Origin of the sequence: Amycolatopsis sp. ATCC 39116 (assembly GCF_000231075.2) — a bacterium.
Lineage (GTDB): Bacteria > Actinomycetota > Actinomycetes > Mycobacteriales > Pseudonocardiaceae > Amycolatopsis_E > Amycolatopsis_E tucumanensis.
The window spans coordinates 1-22,319 of sequence record NZ_AFWY03000017.1; the positions used below are offsets into that span (position 1 = coordinate 1).

Below are 22,319 nucleotides of genomic sequence, written 5' to 3' on the forward strand. Positions count from 1 at the left end.
GCTGCTGGCCGGGCCGCTGTCGCTGGGCATCGCGGGACCGGCCCTCGGTCCTCGGGGAGGTCGCCGGTGATCTCGGCGTCGGGATCCCCGCGGCGACCTGGCTGGTGACGGCCTTCGGCTGGGGTGTCGCGGTGGGCACGCCGCTGATGGCCGGGCTCCTGGCCCGCCGGGGCGTCCGCGCCGTCCTCGCGGTGTGCGGGCTGCTCGTGGCCGCGGGCGCGCTGCTCGTGGTGGCCGGGCCGGCGCTGCCGCTGCTGGTCGTGGGGAGCGCGGCGCAGGCGCTGGGCTGCGCCGGGCTGACGGTGACGGCGATGAACCTCGCCGATTCGGCGCGGCGCATGGGGATCGTCACCGCCTCGCTCGCCGTGGTGGGCTCGGTCAGCCCGCTCGCCGGTCAGGTCGTCGCCGATCTGGCGTCCTGGCGCGCCACGCTCGCGCTGCCGGTGGTCAGCCTGCTCGCGGTGCCTGCCGCCGCGAGGCGCGCGTCGCCGCCGGAGCCGCCGGGCTCCCGGTTCGACGTGCCTGGCGCGGCGCTGGTGACCGCGCTGGTCACCGCCCTGGTGGCCGTCCCGCACTGGCCTGCGCCCGCCGCGGCCGCCGCCGTGGTCACCGTGCTGCTGCTGATCGTGCGCCTGCGGGCCCGGCCGGACGGTTTCCTGCCCGCGGCGCTGGCCCGCTCGCCCCGGTTCCTCGGCCTGTGCGGGGTGGGGCTGGCGCTCGCCGTGGTCAACTTCGGCATCCTGTACGCCGCACCCACGCTGCTGGCCCGGCACACCGGCTGGACGCCCGCGCAGATCGGCACCGTGATGGTGGCGCCCTACCTGCTCGGCGGCGCGTTGTCCTGGCTGGTGGTGGCGGCGTCCGGCCGGATGCGGCCCGGCGTGGTGACCGCGCTGCTGATCGGCGCGGCCACCGCGGCGACGGTGGTGATCTCCTTCGCCGGGGCGACGCCGGTGCTGCTGGCGGGCATGGCGGCCGGGTCGCTGGCGGCGGCCTCGGGGCAGGGGGTGTTCGCGGTGTACGCGGGCGCGGTCGCCGAGGAGCACCGGCCGACGGCGGTCGGTCTGCTCAACCTCTGCTACCTCCTCGGCGCCGCCTTCGGCCCGGCGATCACCGCGCTGATGTCCGCTTAGGACACACCTGTCGCCGAACCGACAACATCGATCGTCTTGACAAAGAAACTTGTCGGTGCCACGCTCGGCGGCATGATGGACGTCGCAGTGATAGACGAGCCCTCCGTGGCCGCCGCGGCGCTGGAACCGGTGCGGGCGCGGCTGCTGCACGAGCTCGCCGAACCCGGGTCCGCGTCGTCGCTCGCCGCGAAGGTCGGGCTCACCAGGCAGAAGGTGAACTACTACCTGCGCGACCTGGAGAAGCACGGCTTGGTCGGTCTGGTCGAGGAGCGCCGCAAGGGCAACATGACCGAGCGCGTGCTGCGCGCGACCGCCGAGGCGTACGTGATCTCGCCGTCGGCCACCGGGCCGGTGGCGCCGGACCCGGGCCGCGCGCCGGACCGGCTCTCCGCCCGCTGGCTGCTCGCCGTGGCCGCCCGCCTCGTGCAGGACGTCGGGGCGCTGATCGGCGCCGGGGCGAAGGCGGGCAAGCGGGTCGCGACCTTCGCGCTCGACGGCGAGGTCCGCTTCGCCAGCGCGGCGGACCGGGCCGCGTTCACCCAGGAGTTGTCCGACGCGGTCGCGGGACTGGTGGCCAAGTACCACGACGAAACCGCCGCCCGGGGGCGCAGGCACCGGCTCGTGCTGGCGATCCATCCCGCGATGACCCGTACCGAGGAGGCGAACGATGGGGCGTGAATTCGAACTGCCCAAGGAGATCGAACTGCCGGCGTCACCCGAGGAGGTGTGGCAGGCGATCGCCACCGGACCGGGCATGGCGGCCTGGTTCATGCCGATGGAGATCGACCCGGACAGCGCCCAGGTCGCCGAGTGGAGCCCGCCGCACCGGCTGTTCGTCCGCACCCCGGAGGCCCCGGACGGCAGCACGCAGGCCTTCCAGTACCTGATCGAGGGCAGGGACGGCGGCACCAGCGTGCTCCGGTTCGTCCACAGTGGCGTCCTCGGCGACGACTGGGACGGCGAGTACGAGGGCATGACCAGCAGTGGCTGGGACATGTACCTGTTCACACTCGGCGAGTACCTGCGGCACTTCCGCGGCCGCCCCGCCACCTACGCGGAGGCCGAGGCCCCCGCGCCCGGCGGCTGGGACCGGCTGCTGCGCGCGCTCGGCACGGCGCGGCTCGGCTCCCCGGTCAAGATCGACCTGCCCGGCGGTCCGTCGCTGGAGGGCGAGGTGGACTACGTGACCGCGAAGTTCGTCGGCCTGCGCACGCCCGACGCGCTGGTCCGCTTCCACGAGCGCTCCGCGGTCGGCCTGCCGATCGCGGTCAGCGACCACCACTACGGCGAAACCGGCGATCCGCAGGACCGCGCCGGCTCCTGGCAACGCTGGCTCGCCGCGACCGTCGGCGATGGGGCTCCACTCTGACGCCGCGCCGCACCCGCAGCGGTGACCGGCACCCGGTCTGACGCGCTCAGGCCGAGTGCCTGCCGTAGGGCACCGCGCGGAGCAGCGTCACCCGCACCGTCGCGCCGCTCGGCACCGTGTAGGTGCGGGTCTCGCCCTGGCGGGCGCCGGTCAGGGCGCGGCCCAGCGGCGAGCCGGGGGAGTACACCTCCAGGTCGTCGCCCGCGCCGTCGCGCACGCCGAGCAGGAAGGTCTCCGGCTCGGGGTCGTCGTCGAACCGGACCGTCAGCACCATGCCCGGTTCGGCGACGCCGTCGTCGGGCGGCGTCTGGCCGACCACGGCGCGGCGCAGCAGGTCCTCCAGCTCACGCGTGCGCGCCTTTCGCTGCCGCAGAGCCATTTCCCGGTCTTCCGGATCGTCGTCCTCCGGGCCGCGCAACGCGGACAGCTCCGCGCTCAGGCGCGCGTACGCCTCCTCGGTCAGCCACACGGTGTCCATCGCGTTACCTCCTTCGTTCGGCCGGGCGGCGGTGCGCCGCCGGAGCAGCGTGGCGTTGGCGTCGTCGGCGAAACCGGCCGCGACGCGCAGCAGGATGTCCCGTTCCACGCGCAGCAGCGCGTTCTCCGCGCGCAGGAACTCCAGGTCCTCGGTGGATCCCATGGCTCACCGCAGCGGGTCGAACGGCCGCAGGGACTCCGGCTGCTTGCCGGTGACGACCTGTTCGGCAAGCAGCTTCCCGGTGACCGGCCCCTGCGTGAGCCCCCACATGCCGTGCCCGCCCGCGACGAACACCCCTGGCTCGGCGGTGGCGCCGATGAGCGGGAGCCCGTCGCTGCTGACCGGCCGCGGGCCCACCCACGTGTCGCTGCGCTCGGCCCACCGCACGCCCTCGAAGAACGGCGCCGCGGACCGCACGATCGCCTCCACGCGCCGCTCGTCGGGCGGGTCGTCGGGGCCGCGGAACTCCATCGTCCCGGCCACGCGCATCGCGCCGCGGTAGGGCGTGCACGCGACGCGCACCGTGGGCAGGTACACCGGTTGCGCCAGCGGCGTCTCGGTGGGCACCGTGAAGGAGTAGCCGCGCCCGGCCCGCACCGGCACGCGCACGCCGAGTTTCCCGGCAAGGCGGCTGATCCACGCCCCCGTCGCGAGGACGGCGACGTTGGCCGAGAAGCTCACGTTGTCGCGGGACACGACCGTCACCGCGTGCCGGTGCGAGCGGACCGACCGCACGTCGAACCCGGCGCGGATGGTGCCGCCGCGGTGGCGCACCGAGTCCGCGAGCGCCCGCACGAACCGGCCCGGGTCGACGTAGCGCTGGCCGGGCAGGTCGATCCCGGCGCCCGCGTGGCCGGACAGTTGCGGCAGTCGCGCGCGGACCTGCGCCGCGGTCAGGCCGGTGTGGTCGGCGCGGGCCCCGGCCGCGGTGAAGCGCCGCAGCTCGGCCAGCAGTCCCGCGGCCGCGCCTGCGGATTCGAACACCGCGGTGATCGGGGCCTCGACGGTCTCCGCCGCCACGCCGCCGCGAACGAGGGTGTCGAAGGCGTCCAGGCAGTCGTCGTTCAGCGCCAGGTTGGCGGCCACCACCCGGCGCCACGCCGGCCAGGTGCAGTGCGCGGCGAACCGCAGCAGGAACGACCACAGCGCCGGGTCGGCGGACGGCGGCACGTGCAGCGGCGCGTCCCGCCGGACGAGCGAGGCGAACCCGGTGCGCCGCACCCCCGGTTCGTTGAGCGGGATCGCCAGCCCGGGCGAGAGCCAGCCCGCGTTGCCCCGGGACGCGCCGGCCGCGACGCCCGTGCGGTCCAGCACGGTCACCCGCACCCCGTGTTCCTGCAGGAACCACGCCGTCGACAGCCCGACGATCCCCGCGCCGACCACGACGGCGGAGCGTGGTCCCTGAGCGCTCTCGTCCACCGGCAACCTCCCTGACTTTCGCCTCCCCCCGAGCATCGCCCGCCCGCGGAAGCCACCGGGTGTCCGGATCGCACAAGTTGCCGGGTTGTGCTTGTAGGGTGGGCACATGGTCAAGCTCGACCGCCTGATCACGATCCTCGGCAGCTACGGCGCCCGCCTGTGCGGATCCGCCGACCGCGAAGCCGGGCTGCGCAGCGTCGCGCTGCACGACCCGGTGCGGCAGGAGTCCCCGGTCGGCGACATCTTCCTCGCCGTCGGCGTGCCGACGGTGGCCGAGGCGATCCGGCTCGCGCGGCAGGCCAGGGCGGTCGTGCTGGTCGTGCGGACCACCGAGGACCCGGCGCCGGACCTGCTGCGCAACGCGGACGGGATCGCCGTGCTCGTGGTCGAGCCGAGCGTGTCCTGGAGCCAGGTCGCCGGCGTGGTCTACGGGCTGGTGCTGGAGGGGCGGGAGACCGAGTCCGGCCGCGGCCCGGCCGACCTGTCCGCGCTGGCCGACACGATCGCCGCCGCGGTCGGCGGGCCGGTCACCATCGAGGACCAGCTGTCCAGGGTGATGGCCTACTCCAGCGAGCAACGCGAAGCCGACCCGGTGCGGCAGGACACGATCCTGGGCCGCCGCGTGCCGGACCGGGTGCGGGCCCTGTTCGAACGGCAGGGCGTGTTCACCCACCTCGCGCGGTCGGACGAGCCGTTGTTCGTGCCTGCCGCGCCCGAGCACGGCCTGCACGGCCGCTCGGTCGTCGCGGTACGCGCGGGCCGGGAGCTGCTGGGATCGTTGTGGGTGTCGTGCACCGCCCCGCTGGACGCGGCGCGCGCGAGCATCCTCGTCGACGGGGCGCGCACGGTGGCGCTGCACCTGCTGCGGTGGCGGGTCAGCGCGGACCTCGAACGGCAGGTGGAGTCCGAGCTGGTCATCCAGCTCCTCGAAGGCGACCCGGACGCGGACGCGGTCGTCCGGAAACTGGGCCTGCCCGCGTCCGGGCTGCGGGTCGTCGCGGTGCGGGCGCACACCGAGGCCGAACGCAACGCCGGGCTGCTGCTGGCGTTCGAGCGCGCCACCACCGGGTTCGGGTGGTCACGGGTCGGGCGCAGCACGTTGTTCGGCAACACCGTCTACACCGTGCTGCCCGCCGCCGATCCCGCGCCCGCGTTCCACTGGGTGCGGCAGCTGGTCGCCGGCCTGCCCGCGCACCTGCGGATCGTCGCGGGCGTGTCCGGGGAGTGCGAGGTCGCGGAGCTGCCGTCCGGGCGCCGGGAGTCCGACGAGTGCCTGACCCTGCACGACCGGCGCGGCAACGGGGAAGCCGTCTGCTACGACGAATCCTGGCACCAGGTGCTGCTGCAACGCCTGCGGTCGGCCGCGGCGACCGGTCGCATTCCCGCCCGCGGTCCGGTGGCGCGGCTGGCCGGGCACGAGGCGCCCGAGCTGCTGCCGACGTTGCGCGCCTGGCTGGAGGCGCAGGGCGACCTCGGCCGCGCCGCCGCGGTGCTGGGCGTCCACCAGAACACGGTCCGCAACCGTTTGCGCCGCGTCACGGCGGCGGTGCCGGGGCTGGACCTGGACGATCCGGCGCAGCGCCTGGCGATGCTGATCGCCATGGCCGTGCACGAGTAGTTCAGCAGCAGTGCTCGCCGCGCCAGGCTTCGCGGCCTTCCTTCACCGCGACCGCGGCGATCACCAGCGCCACCACCGGATCGGCCCACCACCAGCCGAGCAGCGAGTTGAGCAGCAGGCCCACCAGCAGCACGCCGGACAGGTACGTGCACAACAGGGTCTGCTTGGAGTCGGCGACGGCGCTGGCGGAGCCGAGCTCGCGGCCCGCGCGGCGCTGGGCGTAGGACAGGAACGGCATGACGACGAGCGACACCGCGGCCAGCGCGATCCCGACGGTCGAGTGCGCGGCCGGTTCCGCGCCGAGCAGGCTGCGCACCGACTCGACGGTGACGTAGGCGGCGAGCGCGAAGAACGACACCGCGATGACCTTCAGCGCCGTCCGCTCGCGGGCCTCCGGGTCGGCGCCGGAGAACTGCCAGGCCACGGCGGCGGCGGAGGCGACCTCGATCACCGAGTCCAGGCCGAAGCCGATCAGCGCCGTCGACGAGGCGACCGTGCCCGCGGAGATCGCGACCACGGCTTCGACGACGTTGTAGGTGATCGTGGCCGCGACGAGCAGCCGCACCCGGCGGGACAGCGCGGCCCGCCGCCCGGTCGGCGCGGGGGCGCAGCAGCGGTCGGCGTGCTCGCTCATCCGGTGGCGCCCGCGGAGTTCAGGCAGGGCTCGCCGGGATCCACCGCCAGCACGACGTGCACCAGCTCGCCCAGCGCCTTCTTCAGGTGCGGATCGGCCAGCTCGTAGCGCACCTGCCGCCCCTCGTACGTGGCGACGACCAGGCCGCAGCCGCGGAGGCAGGCCAGGTGGTTGGACACGTTGGAGCGGGACAGGTTCAGCTGGCCGGCCAGCCGGCCGGGGTAGTGGACGCCGTCCAGCAGGGCCACGAGGATGCGGCACCGCGTGGGATCGGCGAGCGCCCGGCCCAGCCGGGCCAGCGCCGCGCCGCGGGTCTCACAGGTCAGCATGGGGACAACAGTACAGCGATCGCTGACCTATTGGAAGCGCCGGGTCATGGAGACCACTTAGGACCGTCTACAAAGGTCTCGGCCGGGGCGGCCCCGCGATGCGGCGTTGACCAAAGTCCCGTCAGGTACCGGGTCCAACGGCCGTGGTCGCCGCGCCGGGGACGGGCCACGCTGGTGGGGTGACGCAGGAACCGGAACCGCACCCCAGCCCGGCCGACCACGACCTGGAGGTCGTCGAGGCGATCCTGGAGGTCGTCGCCCGCCACGGGGCCGGGCCGTACCCCGTCGACGACCTGGCGAGCCTCACCGGCCTGGACGCCGACGAGGTGTGGCGGGTGATGGAGCAGCTCGTCGAGGCGGGCCTGGCCACCCGGCACGGCCCGGCTGCGTGACGGGCGTGACGTTGCCGGCACGCGGGCGGTGTGTGCGAGGCTGCGGGTAGCCAACGCACCAGCACCGAAGGAACCGAGCGTGACCGACCAAGCCACCACCACTTTCGCCGACGTCAGCCGCGTCGAGGAGGTCGCCCCGGGGCGCTTCACCGCCGCCGCCCACCCCGAGTGGACCATCGGCGGCAAGCCCAACGGCGGCTATCTGCTGGCGATGCTCGGGCGCGCGGCCACCCACTCGGGGGCACACCGTGACGTGCTCGCGGCCAGCGCGCACTACCTGCGCGCGCCGGAGCCGGGTCCGGTGGAGCTGGGTGTGGAGGTGCTGCGGACCGGCCGTTCGGCGAGCCAGGTGCGGGCCCGCCTGACCCAGGGTGACACGCCGTGTGTGGAGGCGATGTTCACGCTCGGCGCGCTGGACGCGGAGTCCAAGCCGTACTGGAGCGAGGGCATGCCCGAGCCGGAGGGGCGCGAGTACGCCGACTGCCTGCCGGTCACCGGCCCGGCCGGGGGTGGTCCGGGGCCGGTCATCATGGACCAGGTCGACCTGCGCATCCAGCCCGAGGACCTCGGCTTCGGCCGGGGCGCCCCGAGCGGGGCCGGGGTGCTGCGCGGCTGGCTGGGCCTGCCCGGCGGCGCGGACTTCGATCCGCTGTCCCTGCTCTACGCCGTGGACGCCTTCCCGCCGGCCACGCTGGACATCGCGCTCACCGGCTGGGTGCCCACCCTGGAGCTGACCGCCTACGTGCGCGCGCTGCCCGCCCCCGGGCCGGTGCGCGTGCTGCACAAGGCGCAGCTCATCGAGGGCAACCGCGTCGACGAGGTGTGCCTGGTGTGGGACAGCCGCGGCCGCCTGGTCGCCCAGGCCACCCAGCTGGCCGGCATCCGCCTCGACCCACCCGCCTGAGGGGTCGAGCTCAGCCGGCGAACGAGCGGCTGAACCGCTGTCCGGACTCGACCAGTTCACGCGCCCGTCCCAGCGAGCGTTGCTGGTAGTCGCGCAGTGCGGCCGGGATCGCGTCGGCGCGGGCTTCGGCCACGGCCTTGGCGACCTCGTCGGCGAGGACTTCGGCGTCGGTGAGCGCGACGCCGAACCCGCGGCCGGTCATCGGGGTGGACACGTGCGCGGCGTCGCCGACCAGCGCGATCCGGCCGCGCACGAGCCGGTCCGGGACGTATTCGGCGACCGGGGTGCCGGTGACCCCGCTGCGGCGCAGGCAGGCGCGCACCGCTTCCCGCCACGCCGCCGGCCACTGCGCGGCCTCGGCGTCGAGTTCGGCGATCAGGCCCGCCGGCAGGTCCGCCGGGCGCAGCGAGTGCTGGACCACGTCGCCGTCGACGCACCCGGTGGCGCGCAGCAGGTCGTTGCGGCGCGGGTCGAACCAGGCCCAGCCCAGGCGGCGGCGGCCGGGCGGCGCGGACTCGGCCAGCGGGTAGCCGAGGAGGCAGTCGGTGCCTGCGTCGAAGATGTCCATGCCGGGCGGCCAGGCTTCCAGGTCGAGTTCCGTTTCCTCGGCGATGCCGAGCCAGATGACGTACCCGGCGAAGGTCGCGTCGGGGCGCTCGGGGGCGACGGCGCGGCGGATCACGCTGCGGTGCCCGTCGGCGCCCACCACGAGATCGCCGCGGTGGACCGCGCCGTCCGCGGTGCGCGCCCACGCCGAGGTCGCGTCCTGGCCGGCCTCGACGACGCGGGCGCCGTGGACGAGGTCGATGTGCGGGTCCGCCTCGGCGGCGCGGCGCAGCAGGCCGTGCGCCTGTGCCCAGCTCTGCAGGTGGAGGCGCGAGCCGTCCAGGGCGGCGGCGGTGGCCTCGGGGCCGGCGAGGCCGTCCGGGCCGAGGAGCCGGTGCAGGTTGCTCTCGGCGCCGCCCAGGGCCGCGCCGCTGCGGGGCTGCGGGCCGGAGCGTTCGAGGACCGTCACCGCGATGCCGAACTTGGCCAGGCCCAGGGCGGCCATCAGGCCGGCGAGCGACCCCCCGACGACGACGGCCGCTGCGTGATCAGTGGTGCGCATGACTCCAGTCAAACGGCGGAGGCCCACGCCGTGGCAGGACTGTTCTTGCCTGGGACCGGGACTACCAGGCAGTCACGGGCGGGCGCCCTCGCTGTGCGGGCTCGCCGCCTGATCACTGGCTACCAGGCGGTCACGGGCGACGCCCGCGACGGGCGGTGAGGCGCTCGCCCAGTGCCGCTGCGATTTCGCCCGCCGCGGCGAGTTGGTCGGGGCTCAGCGCGTCGACGAAGAGTTCGCGCACCGCGGTCAGGTGCGGGACCGTGGCGGCGCGGAAGGCGGCCGCTCCCTCGGCGGTGAGGACGACCTCGGCGCCGCGGCTGTCGGTGGCGCAGTGCTCCCGCCGGATCAGGCCGCGCCGTTCCATGCGGCCGAGGTGGTGCGACAGCCGGCTGCGTTCCCAGCCGACGCCGTCGGCCAGCTGCGAGGACCGCAGCCGCTGCCCGTTAGCCTCGCTCAGCGCGAGCAGGACCGTGTAATCGCCGGAGGACAGGCCCGCCTCGCTCTGCAGCCGCGAGCCGAGTTCGCCGCGCAGCGCCTCCGCGGTCTCGATGAACCCGCGCCACACCCGCAACTCGCCGGTGGTGGGCAGGACCCGCTGCCGTCGTGCTGGACTCATTCCGACCTCCTGATTGACATGTCAATCATACCGGCGTATGACGGGTGATGACAGATTGACGTGTCAATTACTTGGCGCTCACGGAGGAGCCTTCTGATGTCTGATCTGGTGTTCGGGCTCGACACGTTCGGCGACGTGCCCGAGGACGACGACGGCCGTCCGCTGTCGCATGCCCAGGCGATCCGGCAGGTCGTGGACGAGGCCGTGCTGGCCGACGAGATCGGCGTGGACGCGATCGCGCTCGGCGAGCACCACCGCCCGGAGTACTCGGTTTCTTCGCCGGAGACGGTGCTGGCCGGCATCGCCACCCGCACGTCGCGGATCCACCTGTCCTCCGGTGTGACCGTGCTCAGTTCCGACGACCCGGTGCGCGTGTTCCAGCGCTTCGCCACGGTCGACGCGCTGTCGAACGGGCGCGCCGAGGTGATCCTCGGCCGGGGTTCGTTCACCGAGTCGTTCCCGCTGTTCGGTTACGACCTGGCCGACTACGACAAGCTGTTCGAGGAGAAGATCGAGCTGTTCGCGCGGCTGCTGGACGAGAAGCCGGTGACCTGGAGCGGCACGCTGCGCCCGGCGCTGGAGGACGCCGACGTCTACCCGAAGACGGAGTCGGGGCGCCTGACGACGTGGGTCGGGGTGGGCGGCTCGCCGCAGTCGGTGGTCCGCACCGCGCACTACGGCCTGCCGCTGATGCTCGCGATCATCGGCGGCCCGCCGAAGCGGTTCGCGCCGTACCTGGACCTGTACCGCAGGGCGGCGGGGGAGTTCGGCACGACCGCGCACCCGGTCGGCATGCACTCGCCGGGGTTCGTCGCCGACACCGACGAGCAGGCTCGCGAGGTGTTCTGGCCGCGGTACCGGGTGATCCGCGACCGGATCGGGCGTCAGCGCGGCTGGCCGCCGATCCGCCGCGAGGAGTACGACGCCGAAATCGAGCACGGCTCGCTCTACATCGGATCGCCGGAGACGGTCGCCCGCAAGATCGCCCGCGCGGTGACGGACCTGGGCGTGGGCCGGTTCGACATGATCTACAGCAGCGGTTCGCAGCCGGCGAGCGCGCGCCTGCGGGCGGTGGAGCTGTACGGCACCAAGGTGATCCCGATGGTGCGCGACATCCTGTCGGAGGCGGAATGACCACCATCGGCATCCTCGGCGCCGGCAAGGTGGGCACGGTGCTGGCGCGGCTCGCGCTCTCGGCCGGGTACCGCGTGCTCATCGCCGGCTCGGGCGCTCCGGAGAAGATCGCGCTGACCGCCGACGTCCTCACGCCGGGCGCGATCGCGACCACTGCGGCGGAGGCGGCTGCCGAGGCCGATATCGTGATCTTGGCTCTGCCGCTGGGCAAGTACCGCGCCGTGCCCGTCGCGGCGCTCGCGGGCAAGCTGGTCGTGGACGCCATGAACTACTGGTGGGAGGTCGACGGCATCCGCGACGACCTCGACGACCCGCGCACCTCGTCGAGCGAGACAGTGCAGTCCTTTGTGGCCGGTGCTCGCGTCGTGAAGGCCTTCAACCACATGGGTTACCACGACCTGGAGGACGGCGCCCGCCCCACCGGAACCTCGGACCGCAAGGCGATCGCCATCGCCGGCGACGACCCGGCGGACGTCGCGGCGGTCGCGGAACTGGTCGACGCGCTCGGCTTCGACCCGGTCACCGCCGGCCCGCTCGCCGAGGGCGTGCGCCTCGAACCGGGCTCGGAAGCCTTCGGAGCCAACGTCACCGCCACCGAACTCCGCGCGATCCTCGACCATTTCCCGGACTCCGAACGGGGACGGCAGGTCGCGAAGGCGCGCGCGCTCGACGGGTGACCCCGGTTGAGCCCGACGTGCGAAACTGGCGCGGTGTCGGACTTCGCGGAGCTACGGGAAACGCACCGGCGCAAAGTCCGGGCGGCCGGGCTGGGCGAGTTTGCCGATGAGCTAGTAGCGGCTTCCCTGCCGAGTGTCCGGCTGCTGCCCGCCCGAGGTCCGCACCGCACCCGGCTCGGCGGCGATCCCGAACTGCCTCCCGCGACGCCGTGGCCGCGTGCCGGCCATACGCCACTCAGCTTCGTCGCCCAGCTGGACCTGTCCGAGGTGGCCCCGTACGACGCGGAAGGCATCCTGCCGGCGGACGGCTTGCTGTCCTTCTTCTACGACGCGATCCATCAGCCCTGGGGTTTCGACCCGGCGCACCGGGACTCGGCGACGGTCCTGTTCACACCCGGCGACGCCGAGGTGGCAACCCGGCAGGCGCCGTCGGACCTGCCCGCGAACGGGCGGTTTTCGCCGGTTCCACTGCGGCCACAGGCGGACTGGACGTTCGTGCCCTGGGAGTCCGCCACCGCCGATTCGCTGGGGATGACCAGGCGCACGTTCATCGACGAGAAGCCGGTCATCCGCCGCTCGTTCTACTGGGTCAGGCACGAGGACCTGCTCGCGCGGGCGTGGGACCGGAGCTGGCTCGTGCTGCAGTGCGCGTAGGCCGGGCTCAGCCGCGGGTCAGCTCGATGACCGTGACCTCCGGGCGCGCCCCGATGCGCATCGGCGGGCCCCAATAGCCCGCGCCGGCCGTTACGTAGAGCTGCGTGTCGCCGTGGCGGGAGAGGCCTTCGACCGCCGGCTGGTCCAGCCGGATGGCGTAGTCGAAGGGCCAGAGCTGCCCGCCGTGGGTGTGGCCGGACAGTTGCAGGTCCACGCCGGCCGCGCGGGCCTGTTCGACCTGCACCGGCTGGTGGGCCAGCAGCACGAGCGGGACGTTGTCGTCCCGGCCGTCGAGCGCGGCGTCGAGGTTCGCGCCGTGGCCGGGCAGTCCGGAGCGCGCGGCGGTGCGGTCGTCGATGCCGGCCAGGTCGAAGGTCACGCCTCCGCGGCCGAGCGGGACACGTTCGTTGCGCAGCACGTCCACCCCGAGGGTCGGCAGGTGCCGCAGCCAGGCCTCGGTGTCGACGAAGTACTCGTGGTTGCCCGTGACGAAGTAGACGCCCTGCCCGCTGACCAGGTCGGCCAGCGGGGCGACGTCCTCGCGCAGCTCGTGCAGCTCGCCGTCGACCAGGTCGCCCACGATGGCCACGGCGTCCGGCCGCTGGGCGTTGACCGTCTCGACCAGGCGCTCGAACCGGCCGCCGCCGTAGGTGGTGGACAGGTGCCCGTCGGAGAAGGTGACGATGCGGTAGCCCTCCAGCGCGGGGTCGAGGCCGGCGATCGCGATGGGCACCCGGCGCACCACGGGCGCGGAGTTGGCCAGCACGGCCCCGGTGCCCGCGGTGCCGACCGCGACAGCCCCGGCGGTGAGCGCCAGCGAGCGGGCCAGGAACAGCCGCCGCGACGGGTCCGGCGGCGCCTCCACGGCACCGGGGCCGGACGCGGCGGGCATCGCGCGCCGCCGCCGGTTCAGCAGCCAGCGCACCGGTTCGAGCACCAGCAACGCCAGGAACGCGTAGAGCGCCAGGCCGAGCCAGCTGTAGGCGACCCAGTCCAGCGGAACCTGCGCGGACCAGGGCAGCACGCGGCGCCCGATCACGGCGGCCGCGGGCAGCACGGCGAGGACGACGGTGAGCACGGTCAGCCGCCGCCGCGCCCGCCCGGCGACGGTGGTGGCGCGGACCAGCCGGAACCACAGGTAGCCGTGCAGCACGAGCATCGCGGCGAGGACGACGAGGCCGAAGAGGATGGCGGTCAGGACGTGCTCCAGGCGGCTGGGACGGACACGAACGGGTCAACCGTATCGGCGTGGTCCGCGCCGGTGCGCCAGGGGAGCAGCCTTCCGGGACCGCGTGCCCGGCCGCGGCGGGCCATCAAGGGTGCGGCTTTACGCCGACTCAAGCGCCGCGGCCTCGGGTGGTGACGACGCCGAGCACGATCATTGCGACGCCGAGGACCAGGTGCAGCCAGTTGTCCGCGTTGTTGACCGGGACGAAGTTGGCCGCGCTCGCCTCTTCCACGACCAGCCCGTACAGCCACAGGACCAGGTAGATCGCGCCGCCGCCGACCAGGTAGGCGCGGGCGGCACCGGCGCTGCGCGACATCGCCAGGCCGGCGACCCCGAACAGCAGGTGCACGGCGTTGTGCAGGACCGACACCGAGAACACGCCGAGCAGCATCGCCCTGGAGTGGTGCCCGGCGAAGGTCAGGTCGTCGTAGCCGGTGGTGATGCCTGGGACGAAGCCGAGCACTCCGACCAGGAGGAACACCGCCCCCACGGCTCCCGCCGCGACGCGCACGGGGCTGGTCTTGGACGCAGTGGTGGATCGGGACATGGTGCTCACCTCGTCTGGCTGGATCGGATCGGTCGCCAGCCATTCGTCGCGCCCCGTGGTCCGGATGGGTGCCGGGGCGCGGCGCGTCAGTAGATGTTCGTGTCCGTGAACGAGCTCTCGTGGCTGTTGATCTGCGCCCGCAGCGCGATCTGGTCGAACACGCGGATCTCGCGGGTGATGCGCCCGCCCTGAACCAGGAACTGCGACACCCCGAGCAGGTCCACCGGCTGGCCGGTGAGCGGCCCGAACTCCGGCACGCCCCGGTAGGACCCTTGCATCACCCACAGCACGGCGATGCGCAGCCCGGCGTAGCGCTCCGCGTAGTTGGTCTGGATGTCGCGCACCTCGAACCGCGCGTCGGGGAACGGCGCGATCTGGGTGAGCAGCTCCCGCTGGTACCCCTCGGGGCGCAGGACCGTCCGGTCGCCGATCGTGTGCAGGAACAGGTCGCGCGGCATGAAATCGGTGACCTTGTGCAGCCGCCGCGCGTTCCACACCTCCTCGATGAACTCCAGCACCATCTCGCACTCGGGCCGGTGGTCGTCCGGGCGCGGGCCGCTGTCGCCCGCGGTCAGGACGTCCGCCGGCGCCGGCTTGGTCATCGAGCCCTCGTACCCGCGGAACCGCAAGCCGCGCGCGACCTCGGCCGGGTCCAGCCCGAGCTGCAGGCAGTCGGCGAGATCGTCCCGCACTACCCATTCCTCGACCATCCGCCCGCGCCGGTAGAGGCAGTTGGCGATGGTGCGCTTGCGGATCGGCACCTCGACGCCGTTCACGATGTGCGTGTCCGCGGAGAAGACGAGGTGCGAGCTGAGGAACGCGTCGTCGCCGCGGGCCTCCCACACCACGTCCTCGGCCTGGCCCACGTGCTGCGGCACCTGCGCGATCCGCATCAGGCTGCCTTCGATCACGCCGTCCCTGCCGACGACCGTGCCGAGGCCACCGTGGACGATCGAGTCCGGCTCGTAGTTGTCGGTGATGTAGGAGATGTCGCGCTGGACCCAGATCCGGTCGGTCACCTCGCGGATGAAGTCGTCCGGGTCCTCGTAGGGCTGGTAGGCGACCGGATCGAGGGGCATGGCGTCGTCCTTTCCGTGGCTGGGCCGGGGCACGCCGACTGTATCCGTATGCATGATCGTCGGCAAGAGCGAACAAGCGGCTGTGATCTGCGTCTTGACCGCTTCGCTTCGCCCACCTATGTTGCAGTCCATACGTATGCAAACGGCTCAGCCGTTGTGGCACAATGGAGGTGTCATGTCCACCGTCGCGCCGACCACAGCCGCGTCCACGGACGCGCCCGGACGTCGGAAGACGATCCGGCGCACGATCATCGCCGGCAGCATCGGCAACTTCGTCGAACAGTTCGACTACGGGTTGTACGGCTACATGGCACCCGTCCTCGCCTCGTCGTTCTTCCCGGCGAGCGACCACACCGCGAGCGTGCTCAGTGCGTACGCGGTGATCGCGATCGCCTGCCTGGTCCGCCCGCTCGGCGGGACCCTGCTCGGCAGGTGGGGCGACCGGTTCGGGCGCAAGAAGGTCCTGCTGTGGACCGTGGTGTTCATGGGCATCTCCACGGCCGCGATCGGCGTGCTGCCAACCTACGGCCAGATCGGGCTGGCCGCGCCGCTGATCCTGTTGCTGCTGCGCGTGGTGCAGGGCATGGTGGCCGGCGGCGAGTACGTCGGCGCCGTCGCGTTCGTGGTCGAGTGGGCCGAGCCGCGCCGTCGCGGGTTCTACACCTCGTTCGCCTCCAACAGCTGCTTCCTGGGCATCCTCGCCGGAGCCGGGGTGGCCGCGCTGATGAGCGCGGTGTTCACGGACGAGGCGCTGCACAGCTGGGGCTGGCGGATCCCGTTCCTGGCGGTGCTGCCGCTGTGCCTGATCGGGGTCTGGCTGCGCAGCCGGATCGAGGAGACGCCGGAGTTCGTCGCCGCGACCGAGCACGGCACCAACGTCGTCGCGGCGCCGTTCCGCGAGGCCCTGCGCTCCCAGTGGCGGCCGATCCTGGTGTTCTGCGGCGCTTCGATCATGCTGGCGATCCTGTCCTACACCTGGGTCACCTTCTACCCGGAGTACCTGTCCGACACGCTCGGGCTGTCCAAGTCGGCCGCGTGGCTGTCCAACATGATCTCGGTCGCCGTGCTGATCCCGCTGCTGCCCGTCGCCGGCGCGATCTCCGACCGGATCGGGCGCAAGCCGATGCTGATCACCGGCGCGGTGGCGTGCATCGTGCTGGTGCCGCTGGCGTTCTGGGTGGGCCAGCACGGCACGTTCGGCGCCGCGGTGGTGAGCCAGCTGATCTACATCATCCCGGAGTTCTTCCTGACCGGCATCGTCACGGTGTGCGCGGCGGAGCTGTTCGCGACCCGCACCCGGTTCAGCGCCAGCTCGATCGCCTACAACAGCTCGTTCTCGATCTTCATGGGCATCACGCCGTTCGTCGCGACGCTGCTGGTGTCGACGTTCGGCACGATCTACGCCGTGTGGGTCTACCTCGCGGTGGCCGCGGTGCTGGCGCTGGTGGTGATCACCTTCTTCATGACGGAGACCTACCGCAGCGAGCTCGCCGCGGACAAGTTCGCCCGCTGAGTCCACTCAGGACACCGGCGGCTCCTCCCGTGCCGGGAGGGGCCGCCGGTGTTCGAGCATGTCGTTGCGCATCAGCAGGTCCACCGCGAGTCGGGCGAGTTCTTCGGTGGCGGGGGAGAGCCTGCTGTGCTCCCGCCGGACGAGGGCGAACGTGTTGTGCAGCGGCGGGTCGAAGGTCGTGGTGTGCAGGCGCAGGCCCTCGGTGCGCACGAGCCGTTCGGCCACCGCGCGGGACAGGAACGTGTCGCCGAGCCCGCGGGCGACCAGGTGCAGTGCCGCCTGGGCCTGCTCGACCTCGATGAACGGCTCGATCCGCACCCCGGCGACCTGGGCCCGCTCGGTCAGCTGCAGCCGGTCCGGGTCGGCCTGCCCCACGTGCGCGTCGTAGAGGACGAGGCGCCGCCGCGCCATCGTCTCGATGTCCACCGGTGCCGCGACGTGGTCGGGATCCGCCGACACGTAGAGCACCTCGTCGCGGGCGAGCGGCGTGATCTCCAGCCCGGCCGGGGTGACCGGCAGGACGACGATGCCCGCCTCCAGGTCCCCGGCCGCGACCGCCTCGGCGACGAGCGCGGCGTTGACCCCGACCAGCCGGACCCGCACGTCCGGGTGCGCGGCGGCGAACCGCTCGCCGAGCTCGGCCAGCAGGTAGAAGTCGGCATTGCGGAACAGGCCGAACGAGGCCACGCCGCCGGTCAGCCCGCGCACCGCCTTCACCGTGTCCTCGGCGTTGCGCGCCGCGCTCACCGTCTGTTGCGCGTGCGGCAGCAGTTGCGCGCCCGCGGGTGTGAGCGTCAGCCGACGCCCGCCGCGGTGGAAGAGCTGCAGCCCGCACTCCTCCTCCAGCCTGCGCACCAATTCCGAGATCGCCGCCTGGGTGTAGCCGAGCGCGGCGCCTGCCGCCGTGAACGAGCCGAGTTCGGCCGCCGCGACGAGTGCGCGCAGCTGCGTCAGAGTCACAAGGAAATCCTATAGGTGTCCCAACGGAAGACAAGGTGGTCCTGTGTCCGGTGTGGAGCTAGCTTTCCGGGCATGTACTTCACCGAAGCCACCCAGCGCCGCTTCGCCGGCCGGTTCACCGTCGTCAAGGAGCCCGCGGCCGGGGGCGCCCCGGCTCAGCGCGACGCGGGCGTCATCGACACCGTGACCCGCATGCTCGACCGGATCCGCGCCGAGGGACTCGACGCCGTCACCCGCTACGCCGCCGAACTCGACGGCTACGACGGCAGGCCGCTGGAGATCTCCCGCGAGGAGATGCGCCGCAGCGGCGACGCGCTGCCCGGCGACCTGCGCGCGGCCATCGAACTCGGCGCCGCCCGCACCGCGGCGTTCGCCAAGGCGTCCCGGGACGCGCTGAAGGATCTGGAGGTCGAGCTCGAACCGGGCCTGGTCGCCGGGTACCGCTACGTTCCGGTGCAGCGCGTCGGCGCCTACCTCCCGGCGGGCCGGTTCCCGCTGACCGCGAGCGCGTTCATGACCGTCAACGTCGCCAAGGCCGCCGGGGTCCCGTCGGTCGTCGCGTGCACCCCGCCGCAGCCGGACGGCGGCCCCAACCCCGCCGTGCTCTACGCCGCGTACGTGTCCGGTGTGGACCGGGTCTTCCTGCTGGGCGGGGTGCAGGCGCTCGCCTCGATGGCCTACGGCCTGGTCGGGGACGCGCCGGTGGACATGCTCGTCGGCGCGGGCAACGCGTTCGTGGCCGAGGCGAAGCGCCAGCTGTTCGGCACGGTCGCGATCGACCTGCTCGCCGGACCGTCCGAAGTGGCCGTGATCGCCGACGAGACCGCGGATCCCGAGCTCGTCGCCGCCGACCTGCTCGGCCAGGCCGAGCACGGCCCGGACTCGCCCGCGGCGCTGATCACGACGAACGCCGACCTGGCCGCCCAGGTGTCCGCCGAGATCGACCGCCAGCTCGCGACGCTGGCCACCGCGCCGATCGCGGGCCCGGCCTGGCGCGACCACGGTTCGATCACCGTGGCCGCCGACCGGGAGACCGCGGCGGCGCTGATGGACGACCTCGCGCCGGAGCACCTGGAGATCCAGACCGCCGACGACGGCTGGTACCACGAGCACCTGACCGCCTACGGCTCGCTGTTCCTCGGGCCGTGGAGCACCGTCGCCTACTCCGACAAGGGCATGGCCGGGACCAACCACGTGCTGCCCACCGCGGGCGGCGCCCGGCACGGCGCCGGGTTGTCGGTGTCCCGGTTCCTCCGCCCGCTGACCTACCAGCGGGTCGCCCGCGAGGCCACGCCCGCGCTCGCCGGCGCCGTCGAGGTGATCTCCGCTTCGGAGGGCATGGCGGCCCACCGCGCCACCGCCACCCTGCGCACGCAGCGGCTGGCATTGCAGGAGGCCTGATGGGACGGCCGCTCACCCTCGCGCTCGCCCAGGTGCCGGGTCGCACCGATCTCGACGGGCTCGCCGCGCACGCCACGGCCACGATGCGGCGGTTCCCGGGCACCCGGCTGCTGGCCTACCCGGAACTGCACCTCACGGGCGAGTCCGAATTGGACACAGTGGACAGCGTGGAACCACTGACCGGGCCACGGCACCGGTGCTTCGCCGAGCTGGCCGGGGACCTCGGCGTGTGGCTGTGCCCGGGCAGCGTCGCCGAGCTCGGGGACGACGGGCACGTCTACGACACGGCGGTGGTGTATTCGCCGGAGGGTGAGCTGGCCGCCGCCTACCGCAAGGTGTTCCCGTGGCGCCCGCACGAGCCGTTCCGGCCGGGCCGGGAGTTCGTCGTGTTCGCCATCCCGGGCGTCGGCCGCGTCGGGCTGTCCGTCTGCTACGACGCCTGGTTCCCCGAGGTCACCCGGCACCTGGCGTGGCTGGGCGCGGAGCTGGTGCTCAACGTGGTGCGCACCGACACCGCCGACCGCGCCCAGGAGATCGTGCTCGCCCGCGCCAACGCGATCGTCAACCAGGTGTTCGTCGCGAGCGTCAACGCGGCCGGCCCGACCGGTCTCGGGCACTCGGTGCTGGCCGGGCCGGAGGGGCAGGTGCTCGCCGAGTTGCCCGGCGCGGCCGCCGGGGTGCTCACCGCCGTGGTCGACCTGGACGCGGTGACCGCCGTGCGGCGGCACGGCAGCTTCGGCGTCACCCGCGTGTGGGACCAGCTGCGGGAGGGCGACGAGCCGATCCCGATGCCGCTCTACGGCGGCGCGCTCACGCCGGCGGCCTGGGCCGCGGCGGAACAGCGGCGGACCGCGGAGGCGTGAGGGTCACCGCGCCGCGTGCGTCCCCCGCGGCACCAGCTCCGGGGCGAACGTCACGCGGCGCGGCGCCTCCTCCGCGCTGCCGGAGATGCGTTCGACCAGCAGGTCCGCGGCCGCCTGGGCCATCCCGTCGAGGTCGTGGCGGACCGTGGTGAGGTCGAACGTCTCCCAGGACGCCATCGGCAGGTCGTCGAACCCGATGACGGTCAGGTCGCCGGGCACGTCGATCCCCAGGCGGCGCGCGGCGTTCATCGCGCCGATCGCGATCACGTCGTTGCCGCAGAAGACCGCGCTGGGACGGGAGTCCCCGGCCATCAGGTCGAGCAGGCCCTGGTAGCCGGTGCCGTAGTCGAACGGCCCGCGCCGCACGCGGTGCCGCGGCAGGCCGACCCCGGCCTCCGACAGGCCCACCCGGAACCCCAGTTCGCGGTCCCGCCCGGTGGTGGTCTCCGCGGGCCCGCCGATCAGGGCGACGTCGGTGTGGCCGAGCCGCACGATCTCCTCGGCGACGAGCCGCCCGCCCGCCTCGTTGTCCACCACCGCGGCGTCGGCCTTGTCGTTGCCGGTCTCCCGGTTGAGGAACACGAACGGCAGCCCGCGCCGGGTCAGCTCGGCGGGCAGGGCGGAGCCGATGACCGCCGTGGTGAGCACGACGCCGTCGATGGAGCGGTCCAGCAGCCGCTCGGTCTCCAGCGCGGTTTCGCTGCGCTCGGTGAACAGCATCATCCGGTAGCCGTGCCGTTCGAGCGTGTCGTGCAGGGGGCCGATCAGGTGCGGGTAGAAGGGGTTGGTCAGGTCGGTGACCACCACGCCGATGCGGCGGGTCGAGCGCGTGGACAGGCTCCGGCCCGCCTCGCTGGGTACGTACCCGAGCGCTTCGGCCGCTTCGCGCACCCGTTCTCGGGTGGCCGCGGAGACCCGGTGGTCGCCGCGCAGCGCCCGCGAGACCGTCGGCTGGGAGACCCCGGCGAGCCGGGCCACGTCATGGCTCGTGATCGACATCGGCGCCCTCCCCGGTCCGGCCCTGTGCATACGCATCCTAGCCGAATCGACCCCTTGACAGGCAACCGTGGGGATGATGGCATGCATACGTATTAACAACGACGTTGCGGAGGGTGTCATGGTCAACGGCGAGGGGCGGGTCACGGCGGAGGAGCTGCGGCGCCGGACGATCCGGCGGGCCGATTTCGTGTCCTGCAACCAGGCGTTCATCGACTGCCGGACCCCGGGTTCGGACCGCAAGGAGAACTACTCGATGATCGGCCCGGGGGTGACGCAGAACCCGAACCAGGTGGTGAACCTGCGCGAGCCGCACGGGTTCAACATCGGCGCCGCGGCGATGCCGCACGGCATCACCAACAACCTGCACCTGCACTTCACGGCCGAGGTGTTCCTGTGCTTCCGCGGCGAGTTCCTGCTCCGCTGGGGCGCCGACGGCGACGAGGGCGAACTGGTGCTCCGCGAGGGCGACATCGCCTCGATCCCGACGTGGATCTTCCGCGGGTTCACCAACATCGGCCCCGACGACGGCTGGCTGTTCACCGTGCTCGGCCACGACGACACCGGCGGCATCATCTGGGGCCCGTCGGTGCTGCGCGAGGCCGAGGGCCACGGCCTGTACCTGACCGCGGACAACCGGCTCGTCGACACCGTCGCCGGCGACGAGGTGCCCGACCCGGCCGAGCTGGTCCGGCCGATGGCCGCCGAGGACATCGCCGCACTGCCCTCCTACGACGCCGGCCGGATGCGCCGGCGGGTGGCCACCGCCGGCGACCTGCGGTGGTCCTCGCGGGCTCTGCTGGGCAGCGTCCTGCCCGGCGGGCGCGCCGAACTGGCCGCGGTGATCGGGTTCGGCATGACCGAGGACCGCGACCAGGAACCACGCGTCTACCAGCCGCACGGGCACAACGTGGCATGGCTGCGGGCGGAGCCGGGCGAGGGCGTGCTGCTGCACCGCCACGACGAGACGCAGGTCCTGATGGTGAAGGACGGCGAGTGGGAGGTGACGCTCAACCGGCACGACGAGGTGAGCGTGCGGCTGGGCCCGTGGGACATGCTGTCCGTGCCGCGCGGGGCGTGGCGCAGCATCCGCAACGTGTCCGACTCGACGGCCAGCCTGCTCGTCGTCAACAGCGGGGACGGGCGCGTGCGCCTGGAGTGGGACGACGAGGTCGTCAAAGCGGCCGCCGACGCCGGGGTGGGCGTGGACCACAACGGCTACCTCGCGCCCTACCACCTGCTGCCGCGGCCGGCCGGGCGGTGACGG

The 22,319-nt window shown here is 73.3% G+C and carries 24 protein-coding genes; 13 read left to right on the plus strand and 11 right to left on the minus strand.

The window, feature by feature from the left end; translation table 11 throughout:
- The 3 genes from AMY39116_RS43200 to AMY39116_RS0319075 form a co-directional block, all read left to right on the plus strand.
- Positions 1-1,133 (plus strand): MFS transporter (locus tag AMY39116_RS43200; protein ID WP_020419236.1); only part of this gene is annotated, 1,133 nt, incomplete at its 5' end.
- A gap of 72 nt (positions 1,134-1,205) precedes the next feature.
- Positions 1,206-1,811: a helix-turn-helix domain-containing protein gene (locus tag AMY39116_RS0319070; RefSeq protein ID WP_027936051.1), complete on the plus strand. Its 606-nt coding sequence runs from the start codon at positions 1,206-1,208 to the stop codon at positions 1,809-1,811.
- Positions 1,801-2,502 (plus strand): SRPBCC domain-containing protein, encoded by a 702-nt coding sequence (locus AMY39116_RS0319075; protein ID WP_020419238.1) that lies wholly within the window; start codon positions 1,801-1,803, stop codon positions 2,500-2,502. The genes AMY39116_RS0319070 and AMY39116_RS0319075 overlap by 11 nt, the downstream gene beginning before the upstream one ends.
- A gap of 46 nt (positions 2,503-2,548) precedes the next feature.
- Here AMY39116_RS0319075 and AMY39116_RS0319080 read toward each other — a convergent pair whose 3' ends face one another.
- Positions 2,549-3,142 carry a GreA/GreB family elongation factor gene (locus AMY39116_RS0319080; protein WP_020419239.1) on the minus strand — a complete coding sequence of 198 codons (594 nt, stop codon included), beginning with the start codon at positions 3,140-3,142 and terminating at the stop codon, positions 2,549-2,551.
- Positions 3,143-3,145: 3 nt separating this feature from the next.
- Positions 3,146-4,399, minus strand: a complete 1,254-nt coding sequence (locus AMY39116_RS0319085) for an FAD-binding oxidoreductase (protein ID WP_027936053.1) — start codon at positions 4,397-4,399, stop codon at positions 3,146-3,148.
- Positions 4,400-4,505: 106 nt separating this feature from the next.
- On the opposite strand from AMY39116_RS0319085, the gene AMY39116_RS0319090 reads away from it, so the two are divergent.
- Entirely contained in the window at positions 4,506-6,017 is a 1,512-nt protein-coding gene (locus AMY39116_RS0319090; protein ID WP_020419241.1) for a CdaR family transcriptional regulator, read from the plus strand.
- Between the two features lies 1 nt (position 6,018).
- Here the strand turns inward: AMY39116_RS0319090 and AMY39116_RS0319095 are convergent, their stop codons facing one another.
- On the minus strand, positions 6,019-6,651 hold the full coding sequence (locus AMY39116_RS0319095) for a cation transporter (RefSeq protein WP_020419242.1): 633 nt from the start codon (positions 6,649-6,651) through the stop codon (positions 6,019-6,021).
- Positions 6,648-6,980, minus strand: a complete 333-nt coding sequence (locus AMY39116_RS0319100) for a helix-turn-helix transcriptional regulator (protein WP_020419243.1) — start codon at positions 6,978-6,980, stop codon at positions 6,648-6,650. Before AMY39116_RS0319100 ends, AMY39116_RS0319095 begins: the two co-directional genes overlap by 4 nt.
- A gap of 179 nt (positions 6,981-7,159) precedes the next feature.
- Between AMY39116_RS0319100 and AMY39116_RS0319105 the strand changes: the two genes are divergently transcribed.
- Complete coding sequence (locus AMY39116_RS0319105) at positions 7,160-7,372, plus strand: hypothetical protein (protein ID WP_020419244.1); 213 nt, start codon at positions 7,160-7,162, stop codon at positions 7,370-7,372.
- 79 nt (positions 7,373-7,451) lie between these two features.
- Positions 7,452-8,276: a thioesterase family protein gene (locus AMY39116_RS0319110; protein WP_020419245.1), complete on the plus strand. Its 825-nt coding sequence runs from the start codon at positions 7,452-7,454 to the stop codon at positions 8,274-8,276.
- Between the two features lie 10 nt (positions 8,277-8,286).
- Here the strand turns inward: AMY39116_RS0319110 and AMY39116_RS0319115 are convergent, their stop codons facing one another.
- Together AMY39116_RS0319115 and AMY39116_RS0319120 are read right to left on the minus strand one after the other, a co-directional pair.
- Positions 8,287-9,384 carry an FAD-dependent monooxygenase gene (locus tag AMY39116_RS0319115; RefSeq protein WP_020419246.1) on the minus strand — a complete coding sequence of 366 codons (1,098 nt, stop codon included), beginning with the start codon at positions 9,382-9,384 and terminating at the stop codon, positions 8,287-8,289.
- A gap of 130 nt (positions 9,385-9,514) precedes the next feature.
- Positions 9,515-10,000: a MarR family winged helix-turn-helix transcriptional regulator gene (locus tag AMY39116_RS0319120; RefSeq protein ID WP_020419247.1), complete on the minus strand. Its 486-nt coding sequence runs from the start codon at positions 9,998-10,000 to the stop codon at positions 9,515-9,517.
- Between the two features lie 96 nt (positions 10,001-10,096).
- Here AMY39116_RS0319120 and AMY39116_RS0319125 point away from each other — a divergent pair, with 96 nt between their 5' ends.
- Genes AMY39116_RS0319125 through AMY39116_RS45540 form a run of 3 tightly spaced genes read left to right on the plus strand, consistent with a single transcriptional unit; the run spans position 10,097 to position 12,465 of the window.
- Positions 10,097-11,134, plus strand: coding sequence for an LLM class flavin-dependent oxidoreductase (locus tag AMY39116_RS0319125; RefSeq protein ID WP_020419248.1), 1,038 nt, complete (start codon positions 10,097-10,099; stop codon positions 11,132-11,134).
- Positions 11,131-11,811, plus strand: a complete 681-nt coding sequence (locus AMY39116_RS0319130; RefSeq protein ID WP_020419249.1) for an NADPH-dependent F420 reductase — start codon at positions 11,131-11,133, stop codon at positions 11,809-11,811. Before AMY39116_RS0319125 ends, AMY39116_RS0319130 begins: the two co-directional genes overlap by 4 nt.
- A gap of 33 nt (positions 11,812-11,844) precedes the next feature.
- Entirely contained in the window at positions 11,845-12,465 is a 621-nt protein-coding gene (locus tag AMY39116_RS45540) for a DUF1963 domain-containing protein (protein WP_162146046.1), read from the plus strand.
- A 7-nt stretch (positions 12,466-12,472) separates the two neighbouring features.
- Here AMY39116_RS45540 and AMY39116_RS0319140 read toward each other — a convergent pair whose 3' ends face one another.
- The 3 genes from AMY39116_RS0319140 to AMY39116_RS0319155 all read right to left on the minus strand — a co-directional run bounded on the left by AMY39116_RS0319140 (position 12,473) and on the right by AMY39116_RS0319155 (position 15,319).
- The gene (locus AMY39116_RS0319140) at positions 12,473-13,624 is read right to left on the minus strand and encodes a metallophosphoesterase (RefSeq protein WP_020419251.1); all 1,152 of its coding nucleotides are present in this window, start codon (positions 13,622-13,624) and stop codon (positions 12,473-12,475) included.
- Positions 13,625-13,802: 178 nt separating this feature from the next.
- On the minus strand, positions 13,803-14,240 hold the full coding sequence (locus tag AMY39116_RS0319150; RefSeq protein WP_027936054.1) for a DUF4383 domain-containing protein: 438 nt from the start codon (positions 14,238-14,240) through the stop codon (positions 13,803-13,805).
- A gap of 86 nt (positions 14,241-14,326) precedes the next feature.
- Positions 14,327-15,319 (minus strand): ester cyclase, encoded by a 993-nt coding sequence (locus AMY39116_RS0319155; protein ID WP_020419253.1) that lies wholly within the window; start codon positions 15,317-15,319, stop codon positions 14,327-14,329.
- Positions 15,320-15,494: 175 nt separating this feature from the next.
- Here AMY39116_RS0319155 and AMY39116_RS0319160 point away from each other — a divergent pair, with 175 nt between their 5' ends.
- Entirely contained in the window at positions 15,495-16,832 is a 1,338-nt protein-coding gene (locus tag AMY39116_RS0319160; protein WP_020419254.1) for an MFS transporter, read from the plus strand.
- 6 nt (positions 16,833-16,838) lie between these two features.
- On the opposite strand, the gene AMY39116_RS0319165 is transcribed toward AMY39116_RS0319160, so the two are convergent.
- Positions 16,839-17,792 (minus strand): LysR family transcriptional regulator, encoded by a 954-nt coding sequence (locus tag AMY39116_RS0319165; protein ID WP_020419255.1) that lies wholly within the window; start codon positions 17,790-17,792, stop codon positions 16,839-16,841.
- Between the two features lie 72 nt (positions 17,793-17,864).
- Between AMY39116_RS0319165 and hisD the strand changes: the two genes are divergently transcribed.
- A complete protein-coding gene (hisD, locus tag AMY39116_RS0319170; RefSeq protein ID WP_020419256.1) occupies positions 17,865-19,193 on the plus strand; it encodes a histidinol dehydrogenase in 1,329 nt (442 codons plus the stop codon).
- Entirely contained in the window at positions 19,193-20,056 is an 864-nt protein-coding gene (locus tag AMY39116_RS0319175) for a carbon-nitrogen hydrolase family protein (protein WP_020419257.1), read from the plus strand. Before hisD ends, AMY39116_RS0319175 begins: the two co-directional genes overlap by 1 nt.
- Before the next feature lie 3 nt (positions 20,057-20,059).
- Here the strand turns inward: AMY39116_RS0319175 and AMY39116_RS0319180 are convergent, their stop codons facing one another.
- Positions 20,060-21,055, minus strand: a complete 996-nt coding sequence (locus AMY39116_RS0319180) for a LacI family DNA-binding transcriptional regulator (protein WP_020419258.1) — start codon at positions 21,053-21,055, stop codon at positions 20,060-20,062.
- A 118-nt stretch (positions 21,056-21,173) separates the two neighbouring features.
- Between AMY39116_RS0319180 and AMY39116_RS0319185 the strand changes: the two genes are divergently transcribed.
- Entirely contained in the window at positions 21,174-22,316 is a 1,143-nt protein-coding gene (locus AMY39116_RS0319185) for a cupin domain-containing protein (RefSeq protein WP_020419259.1), read from the plus strand.
- Positions 22,317-22,319: the final 3 nt, after the last annotated feature.

Bases quoted from the DNA above. Each gene is read 5' to 3' on its own strand.
- AMY39116_RS0319070 (WP_027936051.1), top strand. From the start codon at position 1,206: ATGATGGACGTCGCAGTGATAGACGAGCCCTCCGTGGCCGCCGCGGCG.
- AMY39116_RS0319075 (WP_020419238.1), top strand. From the start codon at position 1,801: ATGGGGCGTGAATTCGAACTGCCCAAGGAGATCGAACTGCCGGCGTCA.
- AMY39116_RS0319080 (WP_020419239.1), bottom strand. From the start codon at position 3,142: ATGGGATCCACCGAGGACCTGGAGTTCCTGCGCGCGGAGAACGCGCTG.
- AMY39116_RS0319090 (WP_020419241.1), top strand. From the start codon at position 4,506: ATGGTCAAGCTCGACCGCCTGATCACGATCCTCGGCAGCTACGGCGCC.
- AMY39116_RS0319095 (WP_020419242.1), bottom strand. From the start codon at position 6,651: ATGAGCGAGCACGCCGACCGCTGCTGCGCCCCCGCGCCGACCGGGCGG.
- AMY39116_RS0319100 (WP_020419243.1), bottom strand. From the start codon at position 6,980: ATGCTGACCTGTGAGACCCGCGGCGCGGCGCTGGCCCGGCTGGGCCGG.
- AMY39116_RS0319115 (WP_020419246.1), bottom strand. From the start codon at position 9,384: ATGCGCACCACTGATCACGCAGCGGCCGTCGTCGTCGGGGGGTCGCTC.
- AMY39116_RS0319120 (WP_020419247.1), bottom strand. From the start codon at position 10,000: ATGAGTCCAGCACGACGGCAGCGGGTCCTGCCCACCACCGGCGAGTTG.
- AMY39116_RS0319125 (WP_020419248.1), top strand. From the start codon at position 10,097: ATGTCTGATCTGGTGTTCGGGCTCGACACGTTCGGCGACGTGCCCGAG.
- AMY39116_RS0319130 (WP_020419249.1), top strand. From the start codon at position 11,131: ATGACCACCATCGGCATCCTCGGCGCCGGCAAGGTGGGCACGGTGCTG.
- AMY39116_RS0319140 (WP_020419251.1), bottom strand. From the start codon at position 13,624: ATGCTCGTGCTGCACGGCTACCTGTGGTTCCGGCTGGTCCGCGCCACC.
- AMY39116_RS0319150 (WP_027936054.1), bottom strand. From the start codon at position 14,240: ATGTCCCGATCCACCACTGCGTCCAAGACCAGCCCCGTGCGCGTCGCG.
- AMY39116_RS0319155 (WP_020419253.1), bottom strand. From the start codon at position 15,319: ATGCCCCTCGATCCGGTCGCCTACCAGCCCTACGAGGACCCGGACGAC.
- AMY39116_RS0319160 (WP_020419254.1), top strand. From the start codon at position 15,495: ATGTCCACCGTCGCGCCGACCACAGCCGCGTCCACGGACGCGCCCGGA.
- hisD (WP_020419256.1), top strand. From the start codon at position 17,865: ATGTACTTCACCGAAGCCACCCAGCGCCGCTTCGCCGGCCGGTTCACC.
- AMY39116_RS0319175 (WP_020419257.1), top strand. From the start codon at position 19,193: ATGGGACGGCCGCTCACCCTCGCGCTCGCCCAGGTGCCGGGTCGCACC.
- AMY39116_RS0319180 (WP_020419258.1), bottom strand. From the start codon at position 21,055: ATGTCGATCACGAGCCATGACGTGGCCCGGCTCGCCGGGGTCTCCCAG.
- AMY39116_RS0319185 (WP_020419259.1), top strand. From the start codon at position 21,174: ATGGTCAACGGCGAGGGGCGGGTCACGGCGGAGGAGCTGCGGCGCCGG.